The 19,902-nt window shown below is 37.5% G+C and carries 19 protein-coding genes and 4 pseudogenes; 20 read left to right on the forward strand and 3 right to left on the reverse strand.

Annotated features, from left to right (window positions below; all coding sequences use genetic code 11):
* Positions 1 to 98: 98 nt before the first annotated feature.
* The 5 genes and pseudogenes from AC6HZ4_RS13185 to AC6HZ4_RS13205 all read left to right on the forward strand — a co-directional run.
* Complete coding sequence (locus AC6HZ4_RS13185) at positions 99 to 1,091, forward strand: TAXI family TRAP transporter solute-binding subunit (RefSeq protein ID WP_497495466.1); 993 nt, start codon at positions 99 to 101, stop codon at positions 1,089 to 1,091.
* 86 nt (positions 1,092 to 1,177) lie between these two features.
* Positions 1,178 to 1,687 (forward strand): DUF1850 domain-containing protein, encoded by a 510-nt coding sequence (locus AC6HZ4_RS13190; protein WP_497495467.1) that lies wholly within the window; start codon positions 1,178 to 1,180, stop codon positions 1,685 to 1,687.
* A complete protein-coding gene (locus AC6HZ4_RS13195) occupies positions 1,680 to 3,653 on the forward strand; it encodes a TRAP transporter permease (protein WP_497495468.1) in 1,974 nt (657 codons plus the stop codon). Before AC6HZ4_RS13190 ends, AC6HZ4_RS13195 begins: the two co-directional genes overlap by 8 nt.
* Positions 3,654 to 3,864: 211 nt before the next feature.
* Positions 3,865 to 4,287, forward strand: coding sequence for a DUF1801 domain-containing protein (locus AC6HZ4_RS13200; RefSeq protein ID WP_497495469.1), 423 nt, complete (start codon positions 3,865 to 3,867; stop codon positions 4,285 to 4,287).
* Positions 4,288 to 4,324: 37 nt separating this feature from the next.
* A pseudogene (locus AC6HZ4_RS13205) lies at positions 4,325 to 4,618 on the forward strand (SCO family protein); the annotation flags it as partial.
* An 86-nt stretch (positions 4,619 to 4,704) separates the two neighbouring features.
* Here the strand turns inward: AC6HZ4_RS13205 and AC6HZ4_RS13210 are convergent.
* On the reverse strand, positions 4,705 to 5,049 hold the full coding sequence (locus AC6HZ4_RS13210; RefSeq protein ID WP_497495470.1) for a four-helix bundle copper-binding protein: 345 nt from the start codon (positions 5,047 to 5,049) through the stop codon (positions 4,705 to 4,707).
* 320 nt (positions 5,050 to 5,369) lie between these two features.
* Here AC6HZ4_RS13210 and AC6HZ4_RS13215 point away from each other — a divergent pair, with 320 nt between their 5' ends.
* The 10 genes and pseudogenes from AC6HZ4_RS13215 to AC6HZ4_RS13260 all read left to right on the forward strand — a co-directional run bounded on the left by AC6HZ4_RS13215 (position 5,370) and on the right by AC6HZ4_RS13260 (position 13,315).
* A complete protein-coding gene (locus AC6HZ4_RS13215; protein WP_497495471.1) occupies positions 5,370 to 5,831 on the forward strand; it encodes a DUF1259 domain-containing protein in 462 nt (153 codons plus the stop codon).
* A 172-nt stretch (positions 5,832 to 6,003) separates the two neighbouring features.
* A pseudogene (locus AC6HZ4_RS13220) lies at positions 6,004 to 6,217 on the forward strand (DDE-type integrase/transposase/recombinase); the annotation flags it as partial.
* A gap of 190 nt (positions 6,218 to 6,407) precedes the next feature.
* Positions 6,408 to 7,121, forward strand: a complete 714-nt coding sequence (locus AC6HZ4_RS13225; RefSeq protein ID WP_497495472.1) for a vanadium-dependent haloperoxidase — start codon at positions 6,408 to 6,410, stop codon at positions 7,119 to 7,121.
* An 18-nt stretch (positions 7,122 to 7,139) separates the two neighbouring features.
* Positions 7,140 to 7,337, forward strand: a pseudogene (locus tag AC6HZ4_RS13230) (hypothetical protein); the annotation flags it as partial.
* 209 nt (positions 7,338 to 7,546) lie between these two features.
* Positions 7,547 to 8,104, forward strand: coding sequence for an AAA family ATPase (locus tag AC6HZ4_RS13235; RefSeq protein ID WP_497495473.1), 558 nt, complete (start codon positions 7,547 to 7,549; stop codon positions 8,102 to 8,104).
* 408 nt (positions 8,105 to 8,512) lie between these two features.
* A complete protein-coding gene (locus AC6HZ4_RS13240; RefSeq protein ID WP_497495474.1) occupies positions 8,513 to 9,229 on the forward strand; it encodes an MBL fold metallo-hydrolase in 717 nt (238 codons plus the stop codon).
* A gap of 509 nt (positions 9,230 to 9,738) precedes the next feature.
* Positions 9,739 to 9,960, forward strand: coding sequence for a spore germination protein (locus AC6HZ4_RS13245; RefSeq protein ID WP_497495475.1), 222 nt, complete (start codon positions 9,739 to 9,741; stop codon positions 9,958 to 9,960).
* A 358-nt stretch (positions 9,961 to 10,318) separates the two neighbouring features.
* Positions 10,319 to 12,451, forward strand: a complete 2,133-nt coding sequence (recQ, locus tag AC6HZ4_RS13250) for a DNA helicase RecQ (RefSeq protein WP_497495476.1) — start codon at positions 10,319 to 10,321, stop codon at positions 12,449 to 12,451.
* Between the two features lie 208 nt (positions 12,452 to 12,659).
* The gene (locus tag AC6HZ4_RS13255) at positions 12,660 to 12,923 is read left to right on the forward strand and encodes a hypothetical protein (protein WP_497495477.1); all 264 of its coding nucleotides are present in this window, start codon (positions 12,660 to 12,662) and stop codon (positions 12,921 to 12,923) included.
* 95 nt (positions 12,924 to 13,018) lie between these two features.
* Entirely contained in the window at positions 13,019 to 13,315 is a 297-nt protein-coding gene (locus AC6HZ4_RS13260; protein ID WP_497495478.1) for a hypothetical protein, read from the forward strand.
* 119 nt (positions 13,316 to 13,434) lie between these two features.
* Here AC6HZ4_RS13260 and AC6HZ4_RS13265 read toward each other — a convergent pair whose 3' ends face one another.
* Complete coding sequence (locus tag AC6HZ4_RS13265) at positions 13,435 to 14,448, reverse strand: DUF3231 family protein (protein ID WP_497495479.1); 1,014 nt, start codon at positions 14,446 to 14,448, stop codon at positions 13,435 to 13,437.
* 201 nt (positions 14,449 to 14,649) lie between these two features.
* Here AC6HZ4_RS13265 and AC6HZ4_RS13270 point away from each other — a divergent pair, with 201 nt between their 5' ends.
* Positions 14,650 to 14,922 carry a hypothetical protein gene (locus AC6HZ4_RS13270; RefSeq protein WP_497495480.1) on the forward strand — a complete coding sequence of 91 codons (273 nt, stop codon included), beginning with the start codon at positions 14,650 to 14,652 and terminating at the stop codon, positions 14,920 to 14,922.
* 405 nt (positions 14,923 to 15,327) lie between these two features.
* Here the strand turns inward: AC6HZ4_RS13270 and AC6HZ4_RS13275 are convergent.
* Positions 15,328 to 15,547, reverse strand: a pseudogene (locus AC6HZ4_RS13275) (NAD(P)-dependent oxidoreductase); the annotation flags it as partial.
* A gap of 497 nt (positions 15,548 to 16,044) precedes the next feature.
* Here AC6HZ4_RS13275 and AC6HZ4_RS13280 point away from each other — a divergent pair.
* The 4 genes from AC6HZ4_RS13280 to sstT all read left to right on the forward strand — a co-directional run bounded on the left by AC6HZ4_RS13280 (position 16,045) and on the right by sstT (position 19,216).
* Entirely contained in the window at positions 16,045 to 16,551 is a 507-nt protein-coding gene (locus AC6HZ4_RS13280) for a CBO0543 family protein (RefSeq protein ID WP_497495481.1), read from the forward strand.
* A 155-nt stretch (positions 16,552 to 16,706) separates the two neighbouring features.
* Complete coding sequence (locus AC6HZ4_RS13285; protein WP_497495482.1) at positions 16,707 to 16,856, forward strand: hypothetical protein; 150 nt, start codon at positions 16,707 to 16,709, stop codon at positions 16,854 to 16,856.
* Positions 16,857 to 16,858: 2 nt separating this feature from the next.
* Positions 16,859 to 17,113, forward strand: a complete 255-nt coding sequence (locus AC6HZ4_RS13290) for a hypothetical protein (protein ID WP_497495483.1) — start codon at positions 16,859 to 16,861, stop codon at positions 17,111 to 17,113.
* An 885-nt stretch (positions 17,114 to 17,998) separates the two neighbouring features.
* Positions 17,999 to 19,216: a serine/threonine transporter SstT gene (sstT, locus tag AC6HZ4_RS13295; protein WP_497495484.1), complete on the forward strand. Its 1,218-nt coding sequence runs from the start codon at positions 17,999 to 18,001 to the stop codon at positions 19,214 to 19,216.
* Positions 19,217 to 19,902: the final 686 nt, after the last annotated feature.

Raw genomic sequence — 19,902 nt, forward strand, 5'->3', positions numbered from 1 at the left:
TTCACAGTAAAATTGAAAAAATTAACAATTATGGTATTTTATATGATAATATAAAATCGTGCATATTGCACATAAAAAGAAAAAAGGGGGATAAATCCATGAAAAAGTATCGCAGTTGCTTGTTGCTTGTTTTAATTCTGTCACTAACAATGGTTATTGCTGCTTGTAGCGGCGGTAATAAAAGTGTATCTGGCGGAGACAGCGAAGGAAACAGTAATAGCAAAAACTTAAGTTTATTAACTGGTGGAACTGGCGGTACATATTATCCACTTGGTGGACAAATTGCTAATATCATTTCTAGTAAAACAGATGCAAATATTACAGCACAAACATCTGGAGCATCTGCTGAGAATATGGAAACTTTAAGATTAGGGGAAGCTGAAATGGCTTTCTCGCAAACTGATATTACAGCATATGCAATCGAAGGAAAAGAAATGTTCGATGGAAAGCCAATTGACAATGTTCAGGCAATCGGTTCATTGTATCCTGAAACTGTTCAACTTGTGACAACTGCAAAAAGTGGAATTACTTCTGTTGAAGACTTAAAAGGTAAATCAGTTTCCATAGGTGCGCCTGGATCAGGAGCTTATATTAATGCCATGCAAATTCTAGAGATCTATGGACTATCGGTTAAAGATATTAAAGCTCAAAACCTATCTTTTGATGAATCGACAGATGGAATCCAAGCAGGGAGCATTGACGCTGCATTTATAACAGCTGGAACACCAACTGCTGCGGTAGAGGCCCTTTCTGCACAAGAAAATGTAGTGATTGTGCCAATTTCTGATGACAAAATCAAAGCATTAGTTAAAAAATATCCACATTATTCAGAAGCTACTGTTTCAAGTGGTACTTACAAAATTGCCTCTGATGTAAAAACAGTTGCAGTTAAAGCGATGCTGGTAGTAACTTCAGATCTTAGTGAAGATTTAGTTTATGAAATGACAAAAGCTTTATTTGATAACACAGACCAAATTACACATGCTAAAGGAGCTTTCATTAAACCGGAAACAGCACTTGAAGGTTTAGGTGACATGGAACTTCATCCAGGAGCTGCAAAATACTTTAAAGAAAAAGGTATTTCTAAATAAACAACCCATATATTCGGTAGACTGCTGTTGCGGTCTGCCGAATATCATATTTTAAATATGATAGGAATAATGAAGGGAGGATATAAATGCAAAGAAAGTTTTTAGCCATTTGTATGCCTCTGCTTACGATCATTGCTTTTGCGGTATTCTTTCCTTATAAAGAAATCATCGCTTTTACCTATCAAGATCAGGACGATTTACTCGCGTATCTAACTCTTAAAGAAGATAATTCCTTTCAAATCCAGTACACACACTCCATCCATCTTTCAGAAGTGGTTGAAACGTATCACTTATCACAAAACCGCATTATTCAAACAGAGCTTTCGTATGAGGATTTTGCTGTAGGCATGCCATCAGCTGCAGAAGGAAATGAAGTATTTGAAGTGAAAAATGGTACATATCATATACGAAATATGAATCGGGATTTTTCATTTATTGATTTGCGGATTGGACAAGTAAGAGCAAACCATCGTCTAATCTATAAAGGGGATACATATCCATTATCGAAATTTATAAAACCGGGAACATGGGTAAGAATAGCAGCAAAAAAAATTTCATTAATGGAGCAGTTGAAAGGAGTGAATATTGATGGTTGAAAAAGAGGAAGGAAAGGTTCTGAATGAAGCAGAGCAACAGGCGCTTTTAGAAAAGTATGATCCTGAAGCCGGGACGAGGAAATTAACCGGAATTCTTGGTTGGATTGCTTTCTTGGGTTTGTTAGCATTTTCGCTATTCCAACTTTATACAGCCATTTTTGGAGTATTTACTGCTCAAATTCAAAGAACGGTTCATTTAGGCTTTGCACTATCATTAATTTTCTTGCTTTTTCCTGCAAACCGAAAAAAACGGCAAAAAGGAAAATTCCAAATTGCCTGGTATGATGGCATATTAGCTCTTCTCAGTATCGGTGTTGGCGCCTATTGGCCATTATTCTTTAACGATTTAGTTATGAGTGTCGGGAGATTGTCATCATTTGATTTTGTAGTTGGATTAATCGCGATCTTACTGGTCCTCGAAGCAACAAGACGTGCAGTAGGCTTGCCAATTATGATTATCGCTGTTCTTTTCTTGCTCTATGGTGTATATGGACAGTATATGCCGGGATTTCTTTCACATCGAGGTCTAACTTTAGAAAGATTAGTACAAACGATGTTTTTTACAACTGAAGGAATATTAGGAACACCATTGGCTGTTTCTTCGACATTTATTTTCCTGTTTCTCTTACTCGGGGCTTTTTTAGACAAAACGGGAGTCGGACAATATTTTAATGATTTATCTGTTATGATTGCCGGCAGAAGAATTGGCGGCCCGGCGAAAGTTGCTATTTTTTCAAGTGCTCTTCAAGGGACAATAAGCGGCAGTTCAGTTGCTAATGTTGTAACATCTGGAGCGTTTACAATTCCGATGATGAAAAAACTTGGATATCGTAAAGAATTTGCTGGTGCAGTTGAAGCAGCGGCATCGACCGGAGGGCAATTAATGCCGCCAATTATGGGGGCAGCTGCGTTCTTAATGGTTGAATTTATCGGTAACGGGATTACATATTGGGATATTGCCAAAGCGGCCGCAATTCCAGCTATTCTTTATTTTGCAGGAATTTGGATTATGACGCACTTTGAAGCAAAGCGTGTTGGTTTACGCGGCTTATCAGAAGAAGAAATGCCAGATCGCAAAGAAGTACTTCAGAAAATGTACTTGTTATTGCCAATTGCTGCAATTATCGTGCTCTTAATGTCTGGCATTATTGTATCACACGCTGCCCTATACGCTATTTTAATAGCGATGATTGCTGGGGTTATTAATAAAGAAACAAGAATGGGTCCTAAACGATTTATTGCTGCTTTAGTAGATGGTGCCAGATCTGCATTAGGAGTTGCTGCAGCAACCGCAGCAGCTGGAATTATCGTTGGAATTGTCACAAAAACCGGGTTAGGTTTAAAGCTTGTAAATGGCTTGCTTGATTTAGCTGGAGGAGCCTTAATTCCAACATTACTGCTTACAATGGTTGCCTCACTCATATTAGGAATGGGATCACCAACAACAGCCAACTATGTTATTACATCAACAATTGCTGCTCCAGCAATCATACTGTTAGGTGTACCAGCTTTATCTGCCCATTTGTTTGTATTTTATTTTGGAATAATTGCCGATATCACACCGCCTGTAGCGCTGGCTGCTTTTGCTGCAGCAGGTGTTGCTGAAGGAGAGCCGTTACGAACGGGAATCAATTCGGCAAAGCTTGCTATTGCCGCCTTTATTATTCCATATATCTTTGTGTTATCTCCACAGCTGCTTATGATTGATACAACATGGTTAGAATTAATTTGGGTACTGGTTACTTCTCTAACAGGCATGATAGCTATTGGAGCTGGAGTTATTGGTTATTGGATGCGCAAAATGCACTGGTTAGAAAGAATCATTGCTCTCGTGGCAGGGGTGCTGCTGATTTATCCTGAAGGTATATCTGATTTTGCTGGTTTAACTGCTTTTATTGCCTTACTAACATTACAATTTACTTGGAAACGTGATATAAAAAATAAAACGAACACGTTAGAACAATAATGATAAAGAAAAAATTGATTCTCTTTGTTATGAACTATATCCTGAATAACGGATGCTTAGTAACAGTCCTTTATTCGGGTTTTTTTATGTTTTATTTCAGCGGTTTCGTTGTAGAAGGAAGAAAGCTTTTAATGTAGAAGCTTTAGTAGAGTTAATTCCCCCTATCCTCAGACATTTAAGCCTATTCTTAAGAAAAGGAGAGATTTTAATTATGTACGAGCTGAAAACAAAAGAAACTGACAGTAGTGTTATTGAGTTTATTGAAAATATCGAAAGCCTTAAAAAACGGCAAGATGCATACAAACTATTAGATATTTTTACTGAAACGACAGGGTATGAAGCAAAGATGTGGGGACCGAGTATTATTGGATTTGGTACATATCATTATAAATATGAATCCGGTCACGAAGGCGATGCTCCACTAGTTGGCTTTTCACCGCGAAAAGCAAAAATCAGTTTGTATTTTGCAACGGGTGACACAAAACGAGAGGAATTGTTAAAGGACTTTGGAAAACATACGACAGGAAAAGCATGTGTGTACATCAACAAAGTAGCAGATATTGATGTGGATGTTTTAAAAGCGTTAATTATCCAATCTGTAAGATTTTTGAAGGAAACCTATCCGAATCATTAAAGTGTTTAAAGAAGGTGATGAATTAAATTAAGATAAATTTAGTGTAGATCCCACAGTAGATACCCCTTCGAAACTCAAGGAATTTATGAGCTGTTACGATATGGATGAATCTAAGTGGCACTTTCTTACTGGCTACACACAAGAAGAGATTAATGCATTTGGCAGGAAAAATTTCAAAACACTTATCGATAAACCGCAAAATTCAGACCAAGTTATTCATGGAACAAGATTTTATCTGGTAGACCAGAATGGAATTGTGGTAAAAAGCTACTCAGGTCTTCAAAATACTCCTTACGAAGAGATTCTCGGAGATATCAAAAGGATTCAATAAGAACGCTTTAGCAATCGTCAAAGCTTGAGGATATAGACTGAAGAAAGAGCTGGTATAAGGCCAGCTCTTTCTTAGTTCACTTTATCTTACATCGCAAAATTACGGCAATCTTTTGCACACTCCAAACACATTTGACCGCACATTCTTGATTCATGATCAGCATGTTTCAAACATTCGTTTCCACACGCTTCACACACATATGAACAAAAATGACAGAGAGATTTTACATACATACTCTGACGGGACATGTATTTCATACATAGCTCACAAATGTCTGCGCAGTCACGCAATAACTGGAGTTGCATTTTCCGAGATGCAACATCTGGCTTTTCAAGTAATAGCGTACACATTTGTTCACACATCATGGCACAGTCTTGAAGAGATTTCATGGTTTTTGCATGCATTTGTTGAGTATCGGGTCTATATTCCATTTATACACTCCTCCTGTTGCTGGTTATGGGAAAACCAATAACAAGGTATGTTTACTGCAATATGGTTAGACCTTTATTTAGGGGCTCCAAAGGTAAATACCAAATGCAAAAGAGAATTTCACTTCTTGAATGCGCTTCTCTTGTAATGAAATTTATTAGGAATTACCTACTTTTTATGAACTCTCTGAAAGAAGTCACCGGATAATAAAAATTGGACATTAGCAGTAAGTACATAGTCCAAGCTTATCTCCTGCAATCTGAATATTCTATTAGCGAAAATGAGCTGAATAGCTCTAACATGTATAGAAAGAAGGTTTTTTATGTACTCAAATAGTCGTCAGTATTCAGGAGACGATAATCGTTATTCAAACAGTTCTAACCGCCCATCCAGAGCACAATTATGTAATGAATTTGCAAGAATCTTAGGTGGATCTGGAATGGTTACTCCAGAGGGGGTATGCTTGGTACAAAAATTTCGTAATATTCCATTCACTATTCTTGGACGCCCAACAAAATCTCCGTTAGTTAATCCTCAATTTTTTACGTTTGAGGGCGTGGATAGCAGAGGCAATGCATTAAATTTAGGGGAAACAGTTCTGTTACAGGAAGAGGTTAATCCATTATTAACTGAACTTCGAAAAAGGGATATTTTAGTTACATCTATTCATAATCACTGGTTATTTGAAGAACCGCGGGCCATGTATATGCACTTTGAATCCGTTGAACCACCATTAGTTTTTGCCCAAAAAGTAAGGGACGCATTTAGAGTATTAAAAGCGTAATCAAATTACTAGGGACAAGTTTTACATCAGAGGGATTTTTCCTCTGATGTTTTCTTTTTGTATATTATAAATTAGAATTCTTATTTATTTCCTGGAGCAGGTTGGTCTACTCCTTTAACATGATGTCTATGTCCATTTTCAAATACAACATACCCTTCTATATAATGAATATAGATATCTCAATAATATAGTGGAACAAGATCACCGTTTTATTAAGAAACGTGTACATTCTATGTTGGGATTCAAGTCCGTATGAAACAGCTACTGCTATATTGAGTAGCGTTGAAGCCAGGCATATGCTGAAAAAAGGACCACTTCACCCACAGGTGAAGTCTGCCAAAAATGAAGTTGGATTCACACATAAGTTGTTTGGAGTTGCATCATAATCTGTCATTGAACAGTCCATGTAGGTTCTATGTCCCTATCAAATGATTTTTGCGCTAGAATCCTTTTTCAGCGCCCTCATTTATACTTCAAGGATTTTCTCTTTTGAATATTATAGAGAGTAAGATATTGTCATATTCTATTATTTTTAGTCATAAGGAACAAGAAGAACATTTTATAGGGGGGAAGTTTATGCGAACAAGTTACAGAAGATGGACAAAGCATCCTTACCAAGGAGAGCAAATCCCGCCTAAAGGTTCTCCGGAAGCAGGGTATTGGCCGATGTTTTTTATTTTAAGAGGGGAGGATCATAACTTCTTAGATCGCTTTCATCAGCGTATCAATTGGAGAATTACAAATCCTAATGATATTAATTGGGAAACAGAACTATTTATTGTAGAGCAAACCTTAAAATCATTGACTCCTCAACAGATACAAATTGCACAATATTGGGGCACGGGTGAAGTAACTGAGAAAGTAACTTATATGATTTTCCATTTAGCTGAAAAGTACAGACTAGGATCACCAAAAACGGCCCAAGTTCTAGGATATTTCCACGCTGCTATCAATGATGTGTTTGTTATAACATGGTTTTTTAAATATCTTTGGGATGTGGCACGCCCAAATCAATATGACAGAAACCTATCTACGGTGCTGCTTACCCCTCGTTTTCCATCATACCCTTCTGCACACGCTACTATTGCGGGATGTGCAGAGGTGATATTAAGTTATTTCTTTCCACAGGAAGCATTTAGAATTAAACAAGTAATGGAAGAAAGTGCTCAATCCCGTTTGTACGCTGGCGTCCATTTTAAAGTAGACAACGAGGAAGGCGTAAGATTAGGCAGACAAATTGGGGAGATCGTTGTAAAGTTTTTGAGGGCGCAAAGTCCAACTACCTTTTAATAGTGTAAAACTTCATTTACAAGTCTCATTTTTTCATTAGAACCGGTTTTTGCAGCATTATTTGCGTTTGTTTTTGCAAATGGAATATTTACAACAAAAGGGTATGTGGGCTCAGTTATGATTTTGTTAGGTGTATTACTTTCCCAAATGGATTTTAAGAGACTGTTTATAAAGGGGAGCCATAATAAAGGAAATCAGACTTCTAAATTAAATTGAGGTGCCAACGTTCACATATATACATTAATTTTAATAAGCCTGATACATTTCTGTTCCTAGGCAGTACGTATTCTTGTATAGCTGAGATTCTTCAATAAGGAAGATCGTTTTTTCTGTTTGAGCGAACGAGCGGGTTGGCTGAAGAAGGAATTAGAATAAATAAAAAGAATTAGGTTTTAATAAAAAGGTTTTATTATTTGGGAGGATTTATGAGATTTGTTTTAATATTTGGACCGCAGGCAGTTGGAAAAATGACCGTTGGACAAGAATTAGCAAAAATAACAGAATTAAAACTTTTTCATAACCATATGACTATTGAATTGCTTTATCCTTATTTTGGCTTTAGTGCTGAAACATGGAGGTTAACGGATTTATTTCGTCAAGAGATATTTGAGGCGGTGTCTAAAAGTGATTTATATGGACTAATTTTTACTTACGTATGGGCATTTGATCAACAAGCAGATTGGGATTTTGTCCAAACAGCTTGTAATATTTTTGAGTCCAAGGGTGGCACCGTTTATTTCGTTGAATTGGAAGCTGATTTAGGAGAAAGGCTTAAGCGTAATAGAACTCCTCATAGGCTAGAGCATAAGCCTACAAAAAGAAATATTGAACAATCAGAATACAATTTAAAAACAACAATGGAACAGCATAGGTTAAATTCTGTAGAGGGAGAAATCAAAAAGGAAAACTATATAAAAATAAACAATGTAAATTTGGAGGCAGAAGAAGTCGCTAAAATTATTAAAGAAAAGTTTCAATTATAACGCTTGGAAGAATAGATGATATAAGATTCCGTTTGTGTTTGTTCAATGACGTGAGCGAGAGTTGAAGAACAGGGATCGCTACGGCAACCTTTTTCAAATATTAATAATTATTAAAGATTAAGATACATAATAAACTTGTATTTTTTAATGGGCTCTGTTAAATATCTCTGTTGATATTTGAATGAAATGAACAATTGTTCTATAATCTAGCAACTTACCATTTCTAGAAGGAATTACTTCCTTCTTCAACGAATGGAACGGGTTAGTTGTAATAAATAATTAACTAAATACCAATAAAATTATTGACAAAATATTTTATTCGTGTTATGATTTATTATTTAACTATTGATAGAAAACCTCCTTTGATGATAAATTATTCATGTAATACTTAAAAAAGGAGGAGATGAAATGAAAATATCTACAGGATTAGCGATGTTAGAATTAAAAATTCAGGGTTTCAGATTAAACCCAACACTGATATGGGATAATGAAATGGCTGTTTTAATTGATACTGGTATGCCTGGACAATTGGAGCAAATACGTCTTGCCATGAGTGAAGCAGGAGTATCCTTTGATAAATTGAAAGCAGTAATTCTAACTCATCAAGATTTAGACCACATAGGTTCTCTTCCTGAAATTCTAAACCAATCGAATAATGACATTGAAGTGTATGCACATGTGTATGATAAACCATATATTGAAGGGACGTTACCTCTTATTAAAACAGACCCGAATAAAATGAGTAAGGAACAATGGGCATCCTTACCAGAACAAATGCAATTCTTATACAAAAATCCTCCAAAATCAAAGGTAGATAAGACATTAGAAGACGGTCAAGAACTTTCATATTGTGGTGGCATTCAAGTAATCTTTACACCAGGTCACACTCCTGGACATATTAGTCTCTATTTAAAGCAAAGTAAAACTCTTGTTGCGGGTGATGCTATGATAGTAGTTGATAGTGTGTTACGGGGACCTGTTCCACAAACGACATTGGATATGAAAACCGCAATAAACTCTCTAGAAAAATTTTTAGATCTCGATATTGAAACAGTGATTTGTTATCACGGAGGTTTATGTAATATTAAAGAGAGAAAACAACTTGAGGACTTATTGGTAAAGTAACCAATGTAACTGATGCTGCATAGTACGACTTATAGTGTAAAATAAACTTTTATTCAAGTGATGGGTACTTAGTTTAATAAGAAACTAGAAAAGGATCCCAAAAAGGGGTCCTTAATCTTTTGGTGATTAACAAAGATTTTTAATAAAGGAGATAGTTATGACTTTGAACCCATAATGCTTTGGTTATGGGCTAGCCAACCAACTTGATGTGACGGAGATGTATGAAATCTTGTATATAGGATAAAAAGGGCGAGGATAGGAAACACCTTGCCGTCGGTGTGTTTGAAAGTCAAAGTAACTGCTGAGAATGACGGATTATGTCAACCTCACATGTATACCGTATGCAAGTAGGAAGTAAAGAATGTAAAAACATGTTAATAAAAGAGGAAGAAAAAGGTATCACCAAAATTTTACAGATGTTATACATTAAGATTGTAACCTTCAGTATATTAAAGAGTCTTTAACTTTGGTTGGTGGAACAAAAAAGTATTAGGAAAGCAGGTGAAACAATGCCTTCAACTGTTCAAGGAATTGTAATAGGCAGAATTGGAGTCACTGGTTCTTTTAACATAGGAGATACTTATGAGATAACACCGAGAACAAATGAAAAGAGCCATCATGGATCTGGATCAGCAAATACCGGATTCTCTATAAGCACATTTAATGGTGTTAGTGAAACAAATGTAGTAGATGCTGATACATTTGATCAAAACAAAACATTTACTCTATGAGTATTTTTTGATTATATGTGACGTCCATCAACAGCAACCGTTTTGGCTTGTCTGCCAATAATGAGTGATCATGTTAACTGGACATGTATAAGGTATACAGTATATCTTATTCAACTAACGAACAGTTAGTTGAATAAGATAACTCGATACGATGGATGTAAAATTAAAAAATGTAGAGATTTTGAATTTTTCTGAAAGACCAATTTATCAAACTTATCAATTCCTCAGCAGCACTAATAATGCTTACTAATACTTTTAGTGTGTTACACGAATTTTCTGCAAAAAGGGAACCTGCGCGAAGCTGCAGCCCCCTCCCAAATGCTATAATAGAATCTGTAAAAACGAAAGGAGGCACCCCATGCTCACTCAAGCAAAGCAATACTTAAAACAGCACTTTGGCTACGACAACTTCCGCCCTGGTCAAGAGCAAATCATTCAAAGCGTTCTCGCCGGACAAAACACCGCCGGCATTATGCCGACAGGCGGCGGTAAATCCATTTGCTATCAAATCCCCGCGCTTCTTCTTCCCGGCATTACCCTCGTCATTTCGCCGCTTATCTCTTTAATGAAGGACCAAGTGGACAGTCTGGAGCGGGTTGGCATTCCGGCGACCTTCCTCAACAGTACGCTCAGTGCATCTGAGGTACGTGAACGCTTATGGGGCTTGCGGCAGGGGGCATACAAAATCTTATACATAGCGCCGGAGCGGATGGATGCACCACAGTTTTTAGATTTGCTGCAGGATATGCCTGTGTCCCTAGTGGCAGTGGATGAAGCGCACTGTATTTCGCAGTGGGGGCATGATTTCAGGCCGAGCTATTTGCGGATTAAAGAATTGATGGAGTATATTCCAGGCGACCCCGTAATGCTGGCGCTGACGGCAACGGCAACGCCGCAAGTTAAGGAGGATATTTGCTTTTTGCTCGGCATTCCAATGCATAACACGATTGTGACGGGATTCGGGCGGCCGAACTTGTCCTTTAAAGTTGTAAAGGGGCAGGACAGGCTGGCATATGTAACGCAGTACGTAAAACAGAACAAGGGAGAGGCTGGCATTGTGTATGCAGCCACCCGAAAAGATGTGGATCAATTGCAGGAGCATCTGGAAAAGCAGGGCATTGCCGCGGCCAAATACCATGCGGGCATGAGCGACAGCGAGCGCACGCGGCAGCAGGATCTTTTTTTACAGGACGACGTGACCGTGATGGTGGCGACGAATGCATTCGGAATGGGTATCAATAAAAGTAATGTACGTTTTGTGATTCATTACCAATTACCAAAAAATATGGAAAGCTACTATCAGGAAGCCGGCCGGGCCGGGCGCGATGGATTAGACAGCGAGTGTGTGCTGTTTTATGCGGCGCAGGACATTCAACTGCAGCGCTATCTCGTGGAGCAGTCACATGCAGAAGAGGCGTTGAAAAATCAGGAGCTTTACAAGCTGCTTCAGGTAAAGGATTATTGCTATACGGAAGGCTGCCTGCAGTCATTTATCCTGCAGTATTTCGGTGAGGAACCGGCTGGTCCGTGCGGCCGCTGCGGCAATTGCACCGATCAGCGGACGGCGGTTGATGTGACGACGGAGGCGCAAATGGTGCTATCGTGCATCATCCGCGCGGGCGAGCGGTTCGGCAAGACGATGATCAGCCAGGTGCTGGCCGGGTCACTGAATAAAAAACTGCAGGAGCTGCGGCTCGATAAACTGTCCACCTACGGACTTTTGAAGCATAAAAGCGCAAAGGACATTACAGATTTTATTGATTTTCTCGTTTCGGAGCAATATGCGGGAACGGCCGGCGGGCAGTATCCAGTACTGTATGTGACGAACCGGGGGCGGGAGGTGCTTGTCGGGAAGGAGCGCGTGATGCGCAAGGAGGCGATGGAGGTGACGCGCGTTGTGTCCGATGATGCGCTGTTTACAGCATTGCGGCAAGTGCGTAAAGAAATCGCTGCCGAGGAACAGGTGCCGCCGTTTGTTATCGTGTCGGACGAGACGCTGCGCGATTTGTGTGCGAAGCTGCCGCAAACAAAAGAAGCGCTGCTTGGCGTCAAAGGAATTGGCGCAACGAAGCAGGAGAGGTACGGAGCGCGCTTTTTGCAGATCATCGCGGAGTATTTGGAAAGCAATCCGTCCTACGCTCCAGCTGTGGAAGTACAGGAGCGGCCGAAAGGAAAGGCGGCGAAACAGCCGTCGCATTTGACGACGTACGAGTTGTATCAGCAGGGGAAAAGTATGCAGGAGATTGCTGCTGAGCGCCAGTTATCCCGCATCACAATTGAGAATCATATTGTGCAATGTTTGGAGGAAGGGCTGCCGGTGGCGTGGGAGGATATTTTGACACCGGAGCAGGAGGCGCTCATTCAAGAGGCGGCATTGCGTGTAGGTACGGAGAAGCTAAGAGTTATTAAGGACGAGCTGCCATCTGAAATCAGCTATTTTATGATTAAAGCTGCATTGGTAAAGGCAGCGTCAGATATACATGTGAGGTAAACCTAGAACTGCGGAAGATTTAGCACGAAATAGCATGGGGAATTTCCTGTCTTTGCTGACCTTAAGGTTGTTATCAGATGATTTTAAAGAGGCTGTCTAATGCTGCCTCTTTTTATTTTATCTTTTTTAGTAATTAAAAAAAAGGTTCGCTAGTTAAAGGAAATTAAGCTATTGTATTAGAATATTATGTGAAAAGGAGGTTGTTTTTATGACATTGTTTATAGTATTTTTTGTAATCTGCTTTGCATTATTTTTAGTCAGTTCTGTATTGAGAATAGATGTAAACAGACATAGATATAGTACAAATGCTTTAAAGAAAAATGATATTGATAGTAATGGGTATATCCACAATGGTTCAGTTTTTATAACTTCTGATTCTTCCCACTCAGATTGCGGGTCATCAGATTCTGGAGGATTTTGCGGAGGAGATAGTGGGGGATTTAGTGGAGGGGATGGCGGAGGCTGTTCGTAAAACAAAAGAAAAAGAGGCTGAGTAAAGCCTCTTTTTCTTTTGTTTTTGGAGGTATTTTTGGAGATACTACAGCTAAAACAAAATGGAGGAGCAGCATGAAAAAGGATCTAAATAAAGATATGTATAGAGATAGAAATAAACCTTATTCAACAGAGGAAAGGGTAATAATGATAATCCTCAGTAAATTCCTCAGTCAGCTCAGGGTAGAGGAAATAAATACTGCTGATATTCAGGAGGTTATGAGGCAATTATTTAGAGGAGATAAGGAGATTATGAATGATAAGGGTCTTACAGATGTTATCTCTGATATATGCTACATAGATCCTTCTAAGGTTAAATGCTTATTATCTGATGTACTTGAGGTCGAGGCGGCAAGTAGGGGAGTTAATTGATATAGCTGTTTACTAGACCATAATGTCTTTAAAGAAAGATAAGTATGGAAAAGGGGTGGTCAGAAGCTGAAAAATAGCCTTACTGTGTTATACAGTAGGGCTATAATTTTCTTTAGAATTCAGTTATTCTTTTTAGTTAATGCATTTCTATCAGGCGCTGTAGGAGGTTGTTCTAACCATCCATTTTCAATCATGATATTTGTTCCTTCTACTCCATATTTCTGTGTCCCCAATAATATTTTGTTATACATAACTCCTAAATCTGCTCTAGTACTAGTTGCAATACTGTATCCATAGAGCTCAATCCCTATAGCTGTTAGCACACTTGTCATAAACATCATTAACTTATCAGAAAAAACATGTTGAGTACTGTCAGTTACCTCTGAATTCCATGTCATTGGCACAGGCAGATCATCATCTTTTAATTTTGTTCCAAATAGCTCACAATACTTTTCTGCAAGCTCTTTCCCTCTGATTAAATATTGTGTAACATCCTTTGATTTTGCAACTTGACTAAATCCAATTAAAGTAGCAGCTCCTAAAGCATTTCTTTGAAAGTTAGTATGAAGTTGAGTAATCTCTGGTGCTGTTAGAGGTCTTTTTTCTCCTAAGAGATCCACTAGAAAGCTCTGTCGTTCAACAAAGTCAACACCTTCCATTTCAGGTAGATGTGGTGATCTAATGAATAGACCTTTTGATAATAAGACATCCTTTGACATTTCAAAGAGTTTGATTGTTTCTGAAACACATTCTTTAAAAAAGTTTGTACAATCTTTTCTTACGACAAGAGACAAACTCATACTGTGAGTCCTGATTCCAATTCTTGAAAATAGATATATGTAATTCAAAAAATAACTGTCAGAATATAATCTAGGTGCAGATAGATCAACATCTTCTTCTATTTTAAAGCCATATGGAACTGTATAATGTTCCTCTTTAAAAATTTCAGTTATCTTTTGTACATGGGTTTTAGCTAACTGTAAAGCATACTCTATTACAGGTTTTATTTCTTTGTCCTCAACTTTATGTAAGAAGTAACTTAAAATACAAATGGTTGCACTATCACTCATGTATGTAGCCCAAAGGAAATTTATTTCTGTTGCTGTTAACTTAACCTGTTTGTCTGATTCCATTTTAGTGTCCTCCTGTATGCAGTAACTAATCTGTATTTTACCTGTTTTTTACTATTAATATGTATGTTGTATATATAAATGATCTGTTGCGGGATGGGAGCAGAAAGCAAGGAGGGAGGTGGCTAAAGATAGAAAATAAGGAAGGGGAAAGCTCTATACATGTAGAATTAGAGAGATATTCTAATGTTTGGAGGTCATGCTATGACATTAATTGCAAACAGTATTAGTGTTGTTGGAGGACAGAAAATAGAACAGGATAGCCCTGAAGCTCAAGCTATTAGGTTATTTTTTGATTATGGAGATAAGATTATAGATATTATTAACTCCATGCCAAAAAGCCAAGCAGAGATTGAGGTATTTATGCAGGATGGTGTGACTTTCATTCAAGGTGATGATTATACAGCGGCTATATCTAAGGCAGGAGAGATTTTTAAGTTAACCCAAGAGATTATTGAAGCAATACATAAACTCTAAGACAGTAGGGAGTCAGCATTACAAGGGTCAATTCTTCGTTTGGGGGATTGCCCTTTTTTATTGAACTCCTTATATTATGCAAGGCCAAAACAGAAGGAGGGGCATTAAGCCAAATCTTAGAACAAGATTGGGAAAACGATAATCGAGCTGTATGGGAAGAGGGTACAATTATGACAAAACGTATTTTTGGCGCAACTAATCGTTATGACCTATCAAAACTCGTCAATCAAAAAAGAGGCGGTTAGTATTAATTACTAAGCTAAGATAATCAAAAGCATAATAGTATTAAAAGTCCGCCTCCTGCACCTGATTCCTAGTCTATCACGAACTGATTTACTGCTTTAACAGTCTCTCCTCATGTCGTAACCATTTGACCGCCATTTACATGAATTGTTTGTCCCGTTATATAGGAACCGCCCTTCCGATGCTGCTGTCCCCGCCGCTGATGATAGCCGCTTTGTCCCTTCAGTTTGCCGGTACCGATGTAGTTTGGGTTATCATAAATCGGACGAGGCACCATCAAGTATTCAAGTCCCGGCTGCCTGTATTGCTGCTGTGGCGGAAAAGTCAAAGGAATCTCCTTACACTTTATTTCTGAACCATAATAAGGATATTTCGGATTCATGCTAGGTCACCTCTCGGCCTCTTTTTCAGATTAGTATATTCTGCCCAGATAAATAGGTGAATATGGAAATGAGCCAGAACAACACCACCTGATTTCCTCGTTACAACTAAAATATACTGTCGAATGTTCAAGGTCATGACACTTACAGAAGAATTTGAAAAAACAGAACTCACATCCGTTAAGGACGCTCTTTTGTGATGTTTGCAGGGGTCTTAGTTCAGAAACATAATAAGCTCTTTCATAACTAGGTAAAAAAATCCAATATTTTTACAATTATGTGAAATGAAATTGGAAAACGTTTTCCATTTGTTATAATCTATTTCGAAATTAATAGTATACTTAAATAATAATTTGTATGAAATGATCGCCAGTGCTTCTATAGTATTAATACTATTGAATAGTAAAGTAAAGTGATTTTATCAACCGGTTGAAAAAAATATAAACAATAAGCTAGATAATATTTTACATGGTGTACTAGGGGAAGGATGAAATAGAGTTTGCATTTTACGATTGGACTATTACTAATACTAGCTTCTTTGAGATGGGCAAATTGGAAAGAATGGCAACATTATTATCCAACGATTATTTATATTGTTGCTTCAAACCTTCTATACGAATTTTTTGCTTTAAGCAAATTTCATTTATGGAAATTCAGTTCGCATGATTTTTTCTTTAATAGCCATACAGGAATTGTTTTGTGGCATATATTAATCATAAATACATTGGCTACTTTTATTTATTTGTCTAATTTTCCTGAAGGGCGATTTGGAAAAAAAGGTTTTTATATTTTGAACTGGGTGGCACTTTTTATTTTAGGGGAAGTGGTGCTGCTTAGGTTCAATCATGTTAACTATTATCATGGCTGGAATTTGGGATGGACAGTATTTTTTGATGTCACTATGTTCCTAATGCTATGGCTTCATCATAAAAAGCCGCTATGGGCAATTGTCTTATCCATATTCTTTACCTTGTTCTACTTGAATGTTTTCGGATATGTAAAGTAAGTTTAAAATGTAATATTAAGTATCCTTATAGAAGATTATAACAATATAAAGGGCAAATCATTGTTAGAAATGTCAAACATTCTACATTATAAATTCAATTGTGATTGTCCGAAGTGTCGATGTTTCATCTGTCTAAAGACTGAAGGAGAATTTTCATGAAAGAGAATGAACAGCTGAGAAATGAAATGTTGTCGTTGAAGAAAGAGTTAGCATTATATAAGAGAATGACAGCTTCGCTTCCTTTTTCTTTTATATATAAGGATTCAATCAGTGGGGTGCACATGAAAAAGGAAAAGAAGCTCTAATAATGGGGAATATGTATAATATTCCCTTTGATCATAATGGTGAAAATGACTTGGAAATTATTTCAGAAATAGAAGCTCCATTTGAAACAATAGAAGCTTTTCTTTTACCTATTTTAGATCTTGTTCCCCATCATATCGTATTTATTAATCAGGATGGGATTATTACATTGTGTAACTTACAAACAGCGAAAGATTTACATGTTAAACGGGACGAGATTGTCGGAAGGCAAGTTTGGAGAATCTGCAGCTTTGAGTGATTTTACATTTTATCTACACCTAGCACATTAGTTATGTAGATTGCTGTTCGTTACTCAGAAGAGAAGGCAGCAATAGTAAGCTACATAGCTATCCCTTATGGAGAAGGCTATTTATTTATCTAGAAGCTAAAAAGAAGAGCCACCTCTAAATGAAGGTGGCTTTTTCTCTGCAATTCTTCGCTCTATTGAATCATCGTGCGTATTTTTCGGTTATATTTCATATGCTTAGCCTTCCTAGAACGTTCCTGGCATTCATTATGCTCATTTCCTGTTCGGTTTGGTTTCATAGTCAACCTCCTCAGCTAATTTATACCGCTGGAGGTTTCTCAATCTCCCTGTCTTACTAATAATTTATTCAGGGGAAGTGAAGATAAGAACAAAAATACTGTTTGCATCAGCATATTTCTTTCTGTGGAGTTGTTATATGTTCCCGGGAGTTATAAATTATTGTAGAATGGCAATTGCTTGCAAAGAGATTGTCGATACGTATTGTTTTGTTATTATGTGAATGTTTTAATAATTACAACATTTTTTAATGAAGATAATAATAGTGTAATATATCAAAAAAATTATTATAATACTATTTATTAGAAAGACAGTTGTCTTTATGGATTGGAATGTGATGAAAATGACCATTTACCGAAGAAATTAATCACTCTACTGATCTCTATTAGAGGAACCTTTGAAGAGACTCTGAAAGAGCACGGAAGAAGAAAATCAAAAGCCAAACTCTAGGATTGGGATTGGTGCATATCTAATAAAAGCTATCTATTATTCAATCATATTCATTTGTAATCGACTTAATTCTATCGCAGGGTTATGAGAAATGGCTAGCTCGATATTAGCAATGTTACAATTTTATCTTAAATTAGCGGGGGAATACTTATGAAAAGTATACTGAAAAAGTGGAGTCAATTGAGTCTGGTAAAACAAATAATTGTAGGTTTAATTATTGGTATTATCCTGGCTGTAACGATCCCAGAAGCAGCAAAACCTGTTGTGATTTTAGGCTCTTTATTTGTAGGTGCTTTGAAAGCAATTGCACCTGTGTTGGTACTCTTCTTGGTTATGTCGGCCATTGCCCAACACAAGAGTGGTCACCAAACGAATATGAAATCCATTATCGTCCTATACCTTTTAGGAACCTTTTTAGCTGGATTAATCGCCGTTATTGTAAGTTTTATTTTTCCTGTAAGCTTAACACTTGCAAAGGGCGCTGAGGGTTTGACACCTCCAGGCGGTGTTGTAGAGGTTCTCAAATCATTATTGCTGAACGTTGTTGATAATCCTGTTAAAGCAATTTATAATGCGAACTATATCGGTATTTTAGCTTGGGCGATACTCCTTGGTTTGGCTTTAAGAAACGCCCCTGATACGACAAAAACGATGATTTCTAATTTTTCAGATGCTGTATCCAAAATGGTTGCATGGGTTATTAAGTGTGCGCCATTAGGAATCATGGGTCTAGTATTTGAGTCTATTACTGCAAATGGAATTGAGTCGTTACTAAGCTATGGGAAATTACTTGCCGTTTTAATTGGTTGTATGGTCTTTGTGGCACTGATTGTCAATCCAATCATTGTGTTCGTAGTTATAAGACAAAACCCTTACCCGCTTGTTTTTAAGTGCTTAAAGGAAAGCGGCATTACAGCATTCTTTACACGCAGCTCAGCTTCAAATATTCCTGTAAATATGAGATTATGTGAAAATCTAGGCTTGGATAAGGATAGTTATTCAGTATCCATTCCATTAGGTGCAACTATTAATATGGCCGGTGCCGCTGTTACTATTTCTGTTTTGACACTTGCAGCGGTTCATACACTTGGCATTCAAGTGGACCTCCCTACAGCAATCATCCTCAGCGTACTGTCAGCTATATGTGCTTGCGGTGCTTCAGGGGTTGCTGGTGGATCTTTATTACTGATTCCCCTAGCATGCAGCTTATTTGGAATCCCAGCTGATGTTGCTATGCAGGTAGTTGGAGTAGGCTTTATCATAGGTGTTTTACAAGACTCTTTTGAAACGGCACTTAACTCATCCACAGACGTACTTTTCACAGCAGCAGCTGAATTTAAAGAGTGGCGTAAAGAAGGGAAAAAATAGATATCCACAAAGCATCATAAAGAAGAGACCTGATATTGTCTCTGTCAAGCAGACACTGAAAAAAGCTCTATATTCTATCACATTGTTTAAGCAGCCTGACGACGGTACTCAACCGGAGTCAGGTTCTTTAACTTTACCTAGAACCGTTGTGCCTTCTACATCTCGAGCTTATGGAGTTGATACAGTATAATGAATTTGGAGGGATTTAAGTAATCCCAAGATGCTTCCTTCGTTAACAGGATTGAAAGTACATAACTATTATTTGTTGTATGACAAAAAATATCCATAGATTTAGCGGTATTTACTGGTCAATATTTAACAGATTATGGCGTTTTATTTGCTGCAACAGCTATTTCAATCATTCCGATAACTATTGTATATGTCATGTTCTGAAAGCGCTCTATTGAAGGGATTGCTGGTGCTTCAGTAAAAAGGTTAAATGTTGGTAAAAGCAGCGGCATGGAATAAAAATCGTCATGAACAAAAAATCCGGTTGTTTGTCTAGTGTGGAAACTCTGTTTGAAATTCCTCCTGCTTTCATAAGAGCTCTCGCTGTTCATGAAGCTGAGTAGTATTCTTTTCTAATCCTTGTATGATTTTTTGGGTTGGGCATATTTAAATGATGGATATGAAATATACTGCAATGCTCTGATGAATAAAGATAAAAATTTAAGGGAAATTAAATT

The sequence above is a fragment of the Ectobacillus sp. OTK genome (assembly GCF_059698935.1).

Coding starts and splice junctions, on each gene's coding strand:
- AC6HZ4_RS13185 (WP_497495466.1), top strand. CDS start 99: ATGAAAAAGTATCGCAGTTGCTTGTTGCTTGTTTTAATTCTGTCACTA.
- AC6HZ4_RS13190 (WP_497495467.1), top strand. CDS start 1,178: ATGCAAAGAAAGTTTTTAGCCATTTGTATGCCTCTGCTTACGATCATT.
- AC6HZ4_RS13195 (WP_497495468.1), top strand. CDS start 1,680: ATGGTTGAAAAAGAGGAAGGAAAGGTTCTGAATGAAGCAGAGCAACAG.
- AC6HZ4_RS13200 (WP_497495469.1), top strand. CDS start 3,865: ATGTACGAGCTGAAAACAAAAGAAACTGACAGTAGTGTTATTGAGTTT.
- AC6HZ4_RS13210 (WP_497495470.1), bottom strand. CDS start 5,049: ATGGAATATAGACCCGATACTCAACAAATGCATGCAAAAACCATGAAA.
- AC6HZ4_RS13215 (WP_497495471.1), top strand. CDS start 5,370: ATGTACTCAAATAGTCGTCAGTATTCAGGAGACGATAATCGTTATTCA.
- AC6HZ4_RS13225 (WP_497495472.1), top strand. CDS start 6,408: ATGCGAACAAGTTACAGAAGATGGACAAAGCATCCTTACCAAGGAGAG.
- AC6HZ4_RS13235 (WP_497495473.1), top strand. CDS start 7,547: ATGAGATTTGTTTTAATATTTGGACCGCAGGCAGTTGGAAAAATGACC.
- AC6HZ4_RS13240 (WP_497495474.1), top strand. CDS start 8,513: ATGAAAATATCTACAGGATTAGCGATGTTAGAATTAAAAATTCAGGGT.
- AC6HZ4_RS13245 (WP_497495475.1), top strand. CDS start 9,739: ATGCCTTCAACTGTTCAAGGAATTGTAATAGGCAGAATTGGAGTCACT.
- recQ (WP_497495476.1), top strand. CDS start 10,319: ATGCTCACTCAAGCAAAGCAATACTTAAAACAGCACTTTGGCTACGAC.
- AC6HZ4_RS13255 (WP_497495477.1), top strand. CDS start 12,660: ATGACATTGTTTATAGTATTTTTTGTAATCTGCTTTGCATTATTTTTA.
- AC6HZ4_RS13260 (WP_497495478.1), top strand. CDS start 13,019: ATGAAAAAGGATCTAAATAAAGATATGTATAGAGATAGAAATAAACCT.
- AC6HZ4_RS13265 (WP_497495479.1), bottom strand. CDS start 14,448: ATGGAATCAGACAAACAGGTTAAGTTAACAGCAACAGAAATAAATTTC.
- AC6HZ4_RS13270 (WP_497495480.1), top strand. CDS start 14,650: ATGACATTAATTGCAAACAGTATTAGTGTTGTTGGAGGACAGAAAATA.
- AC6HZ4_RS13285 (WP_497495482.1), top strand. CDS start 16,707: ATGAAAGAGAATGAACAGCTGAGAAATGAAATGTTGTCGTTGAAGAAA.
- AC6HZ4_RS13290 (WP_497495483.1), top strand. CDS start 16,859: ATGGGGAATATGTATAATATTCCCTTTGATCATAATGGTGAAAATGAC.
- sstT (WP_497495484.1), top strand. CDS start 17,999: ATGAAAAGTATACTGAAAAAGTGGAGTCAATTGAGTCTGGTAAAACAA.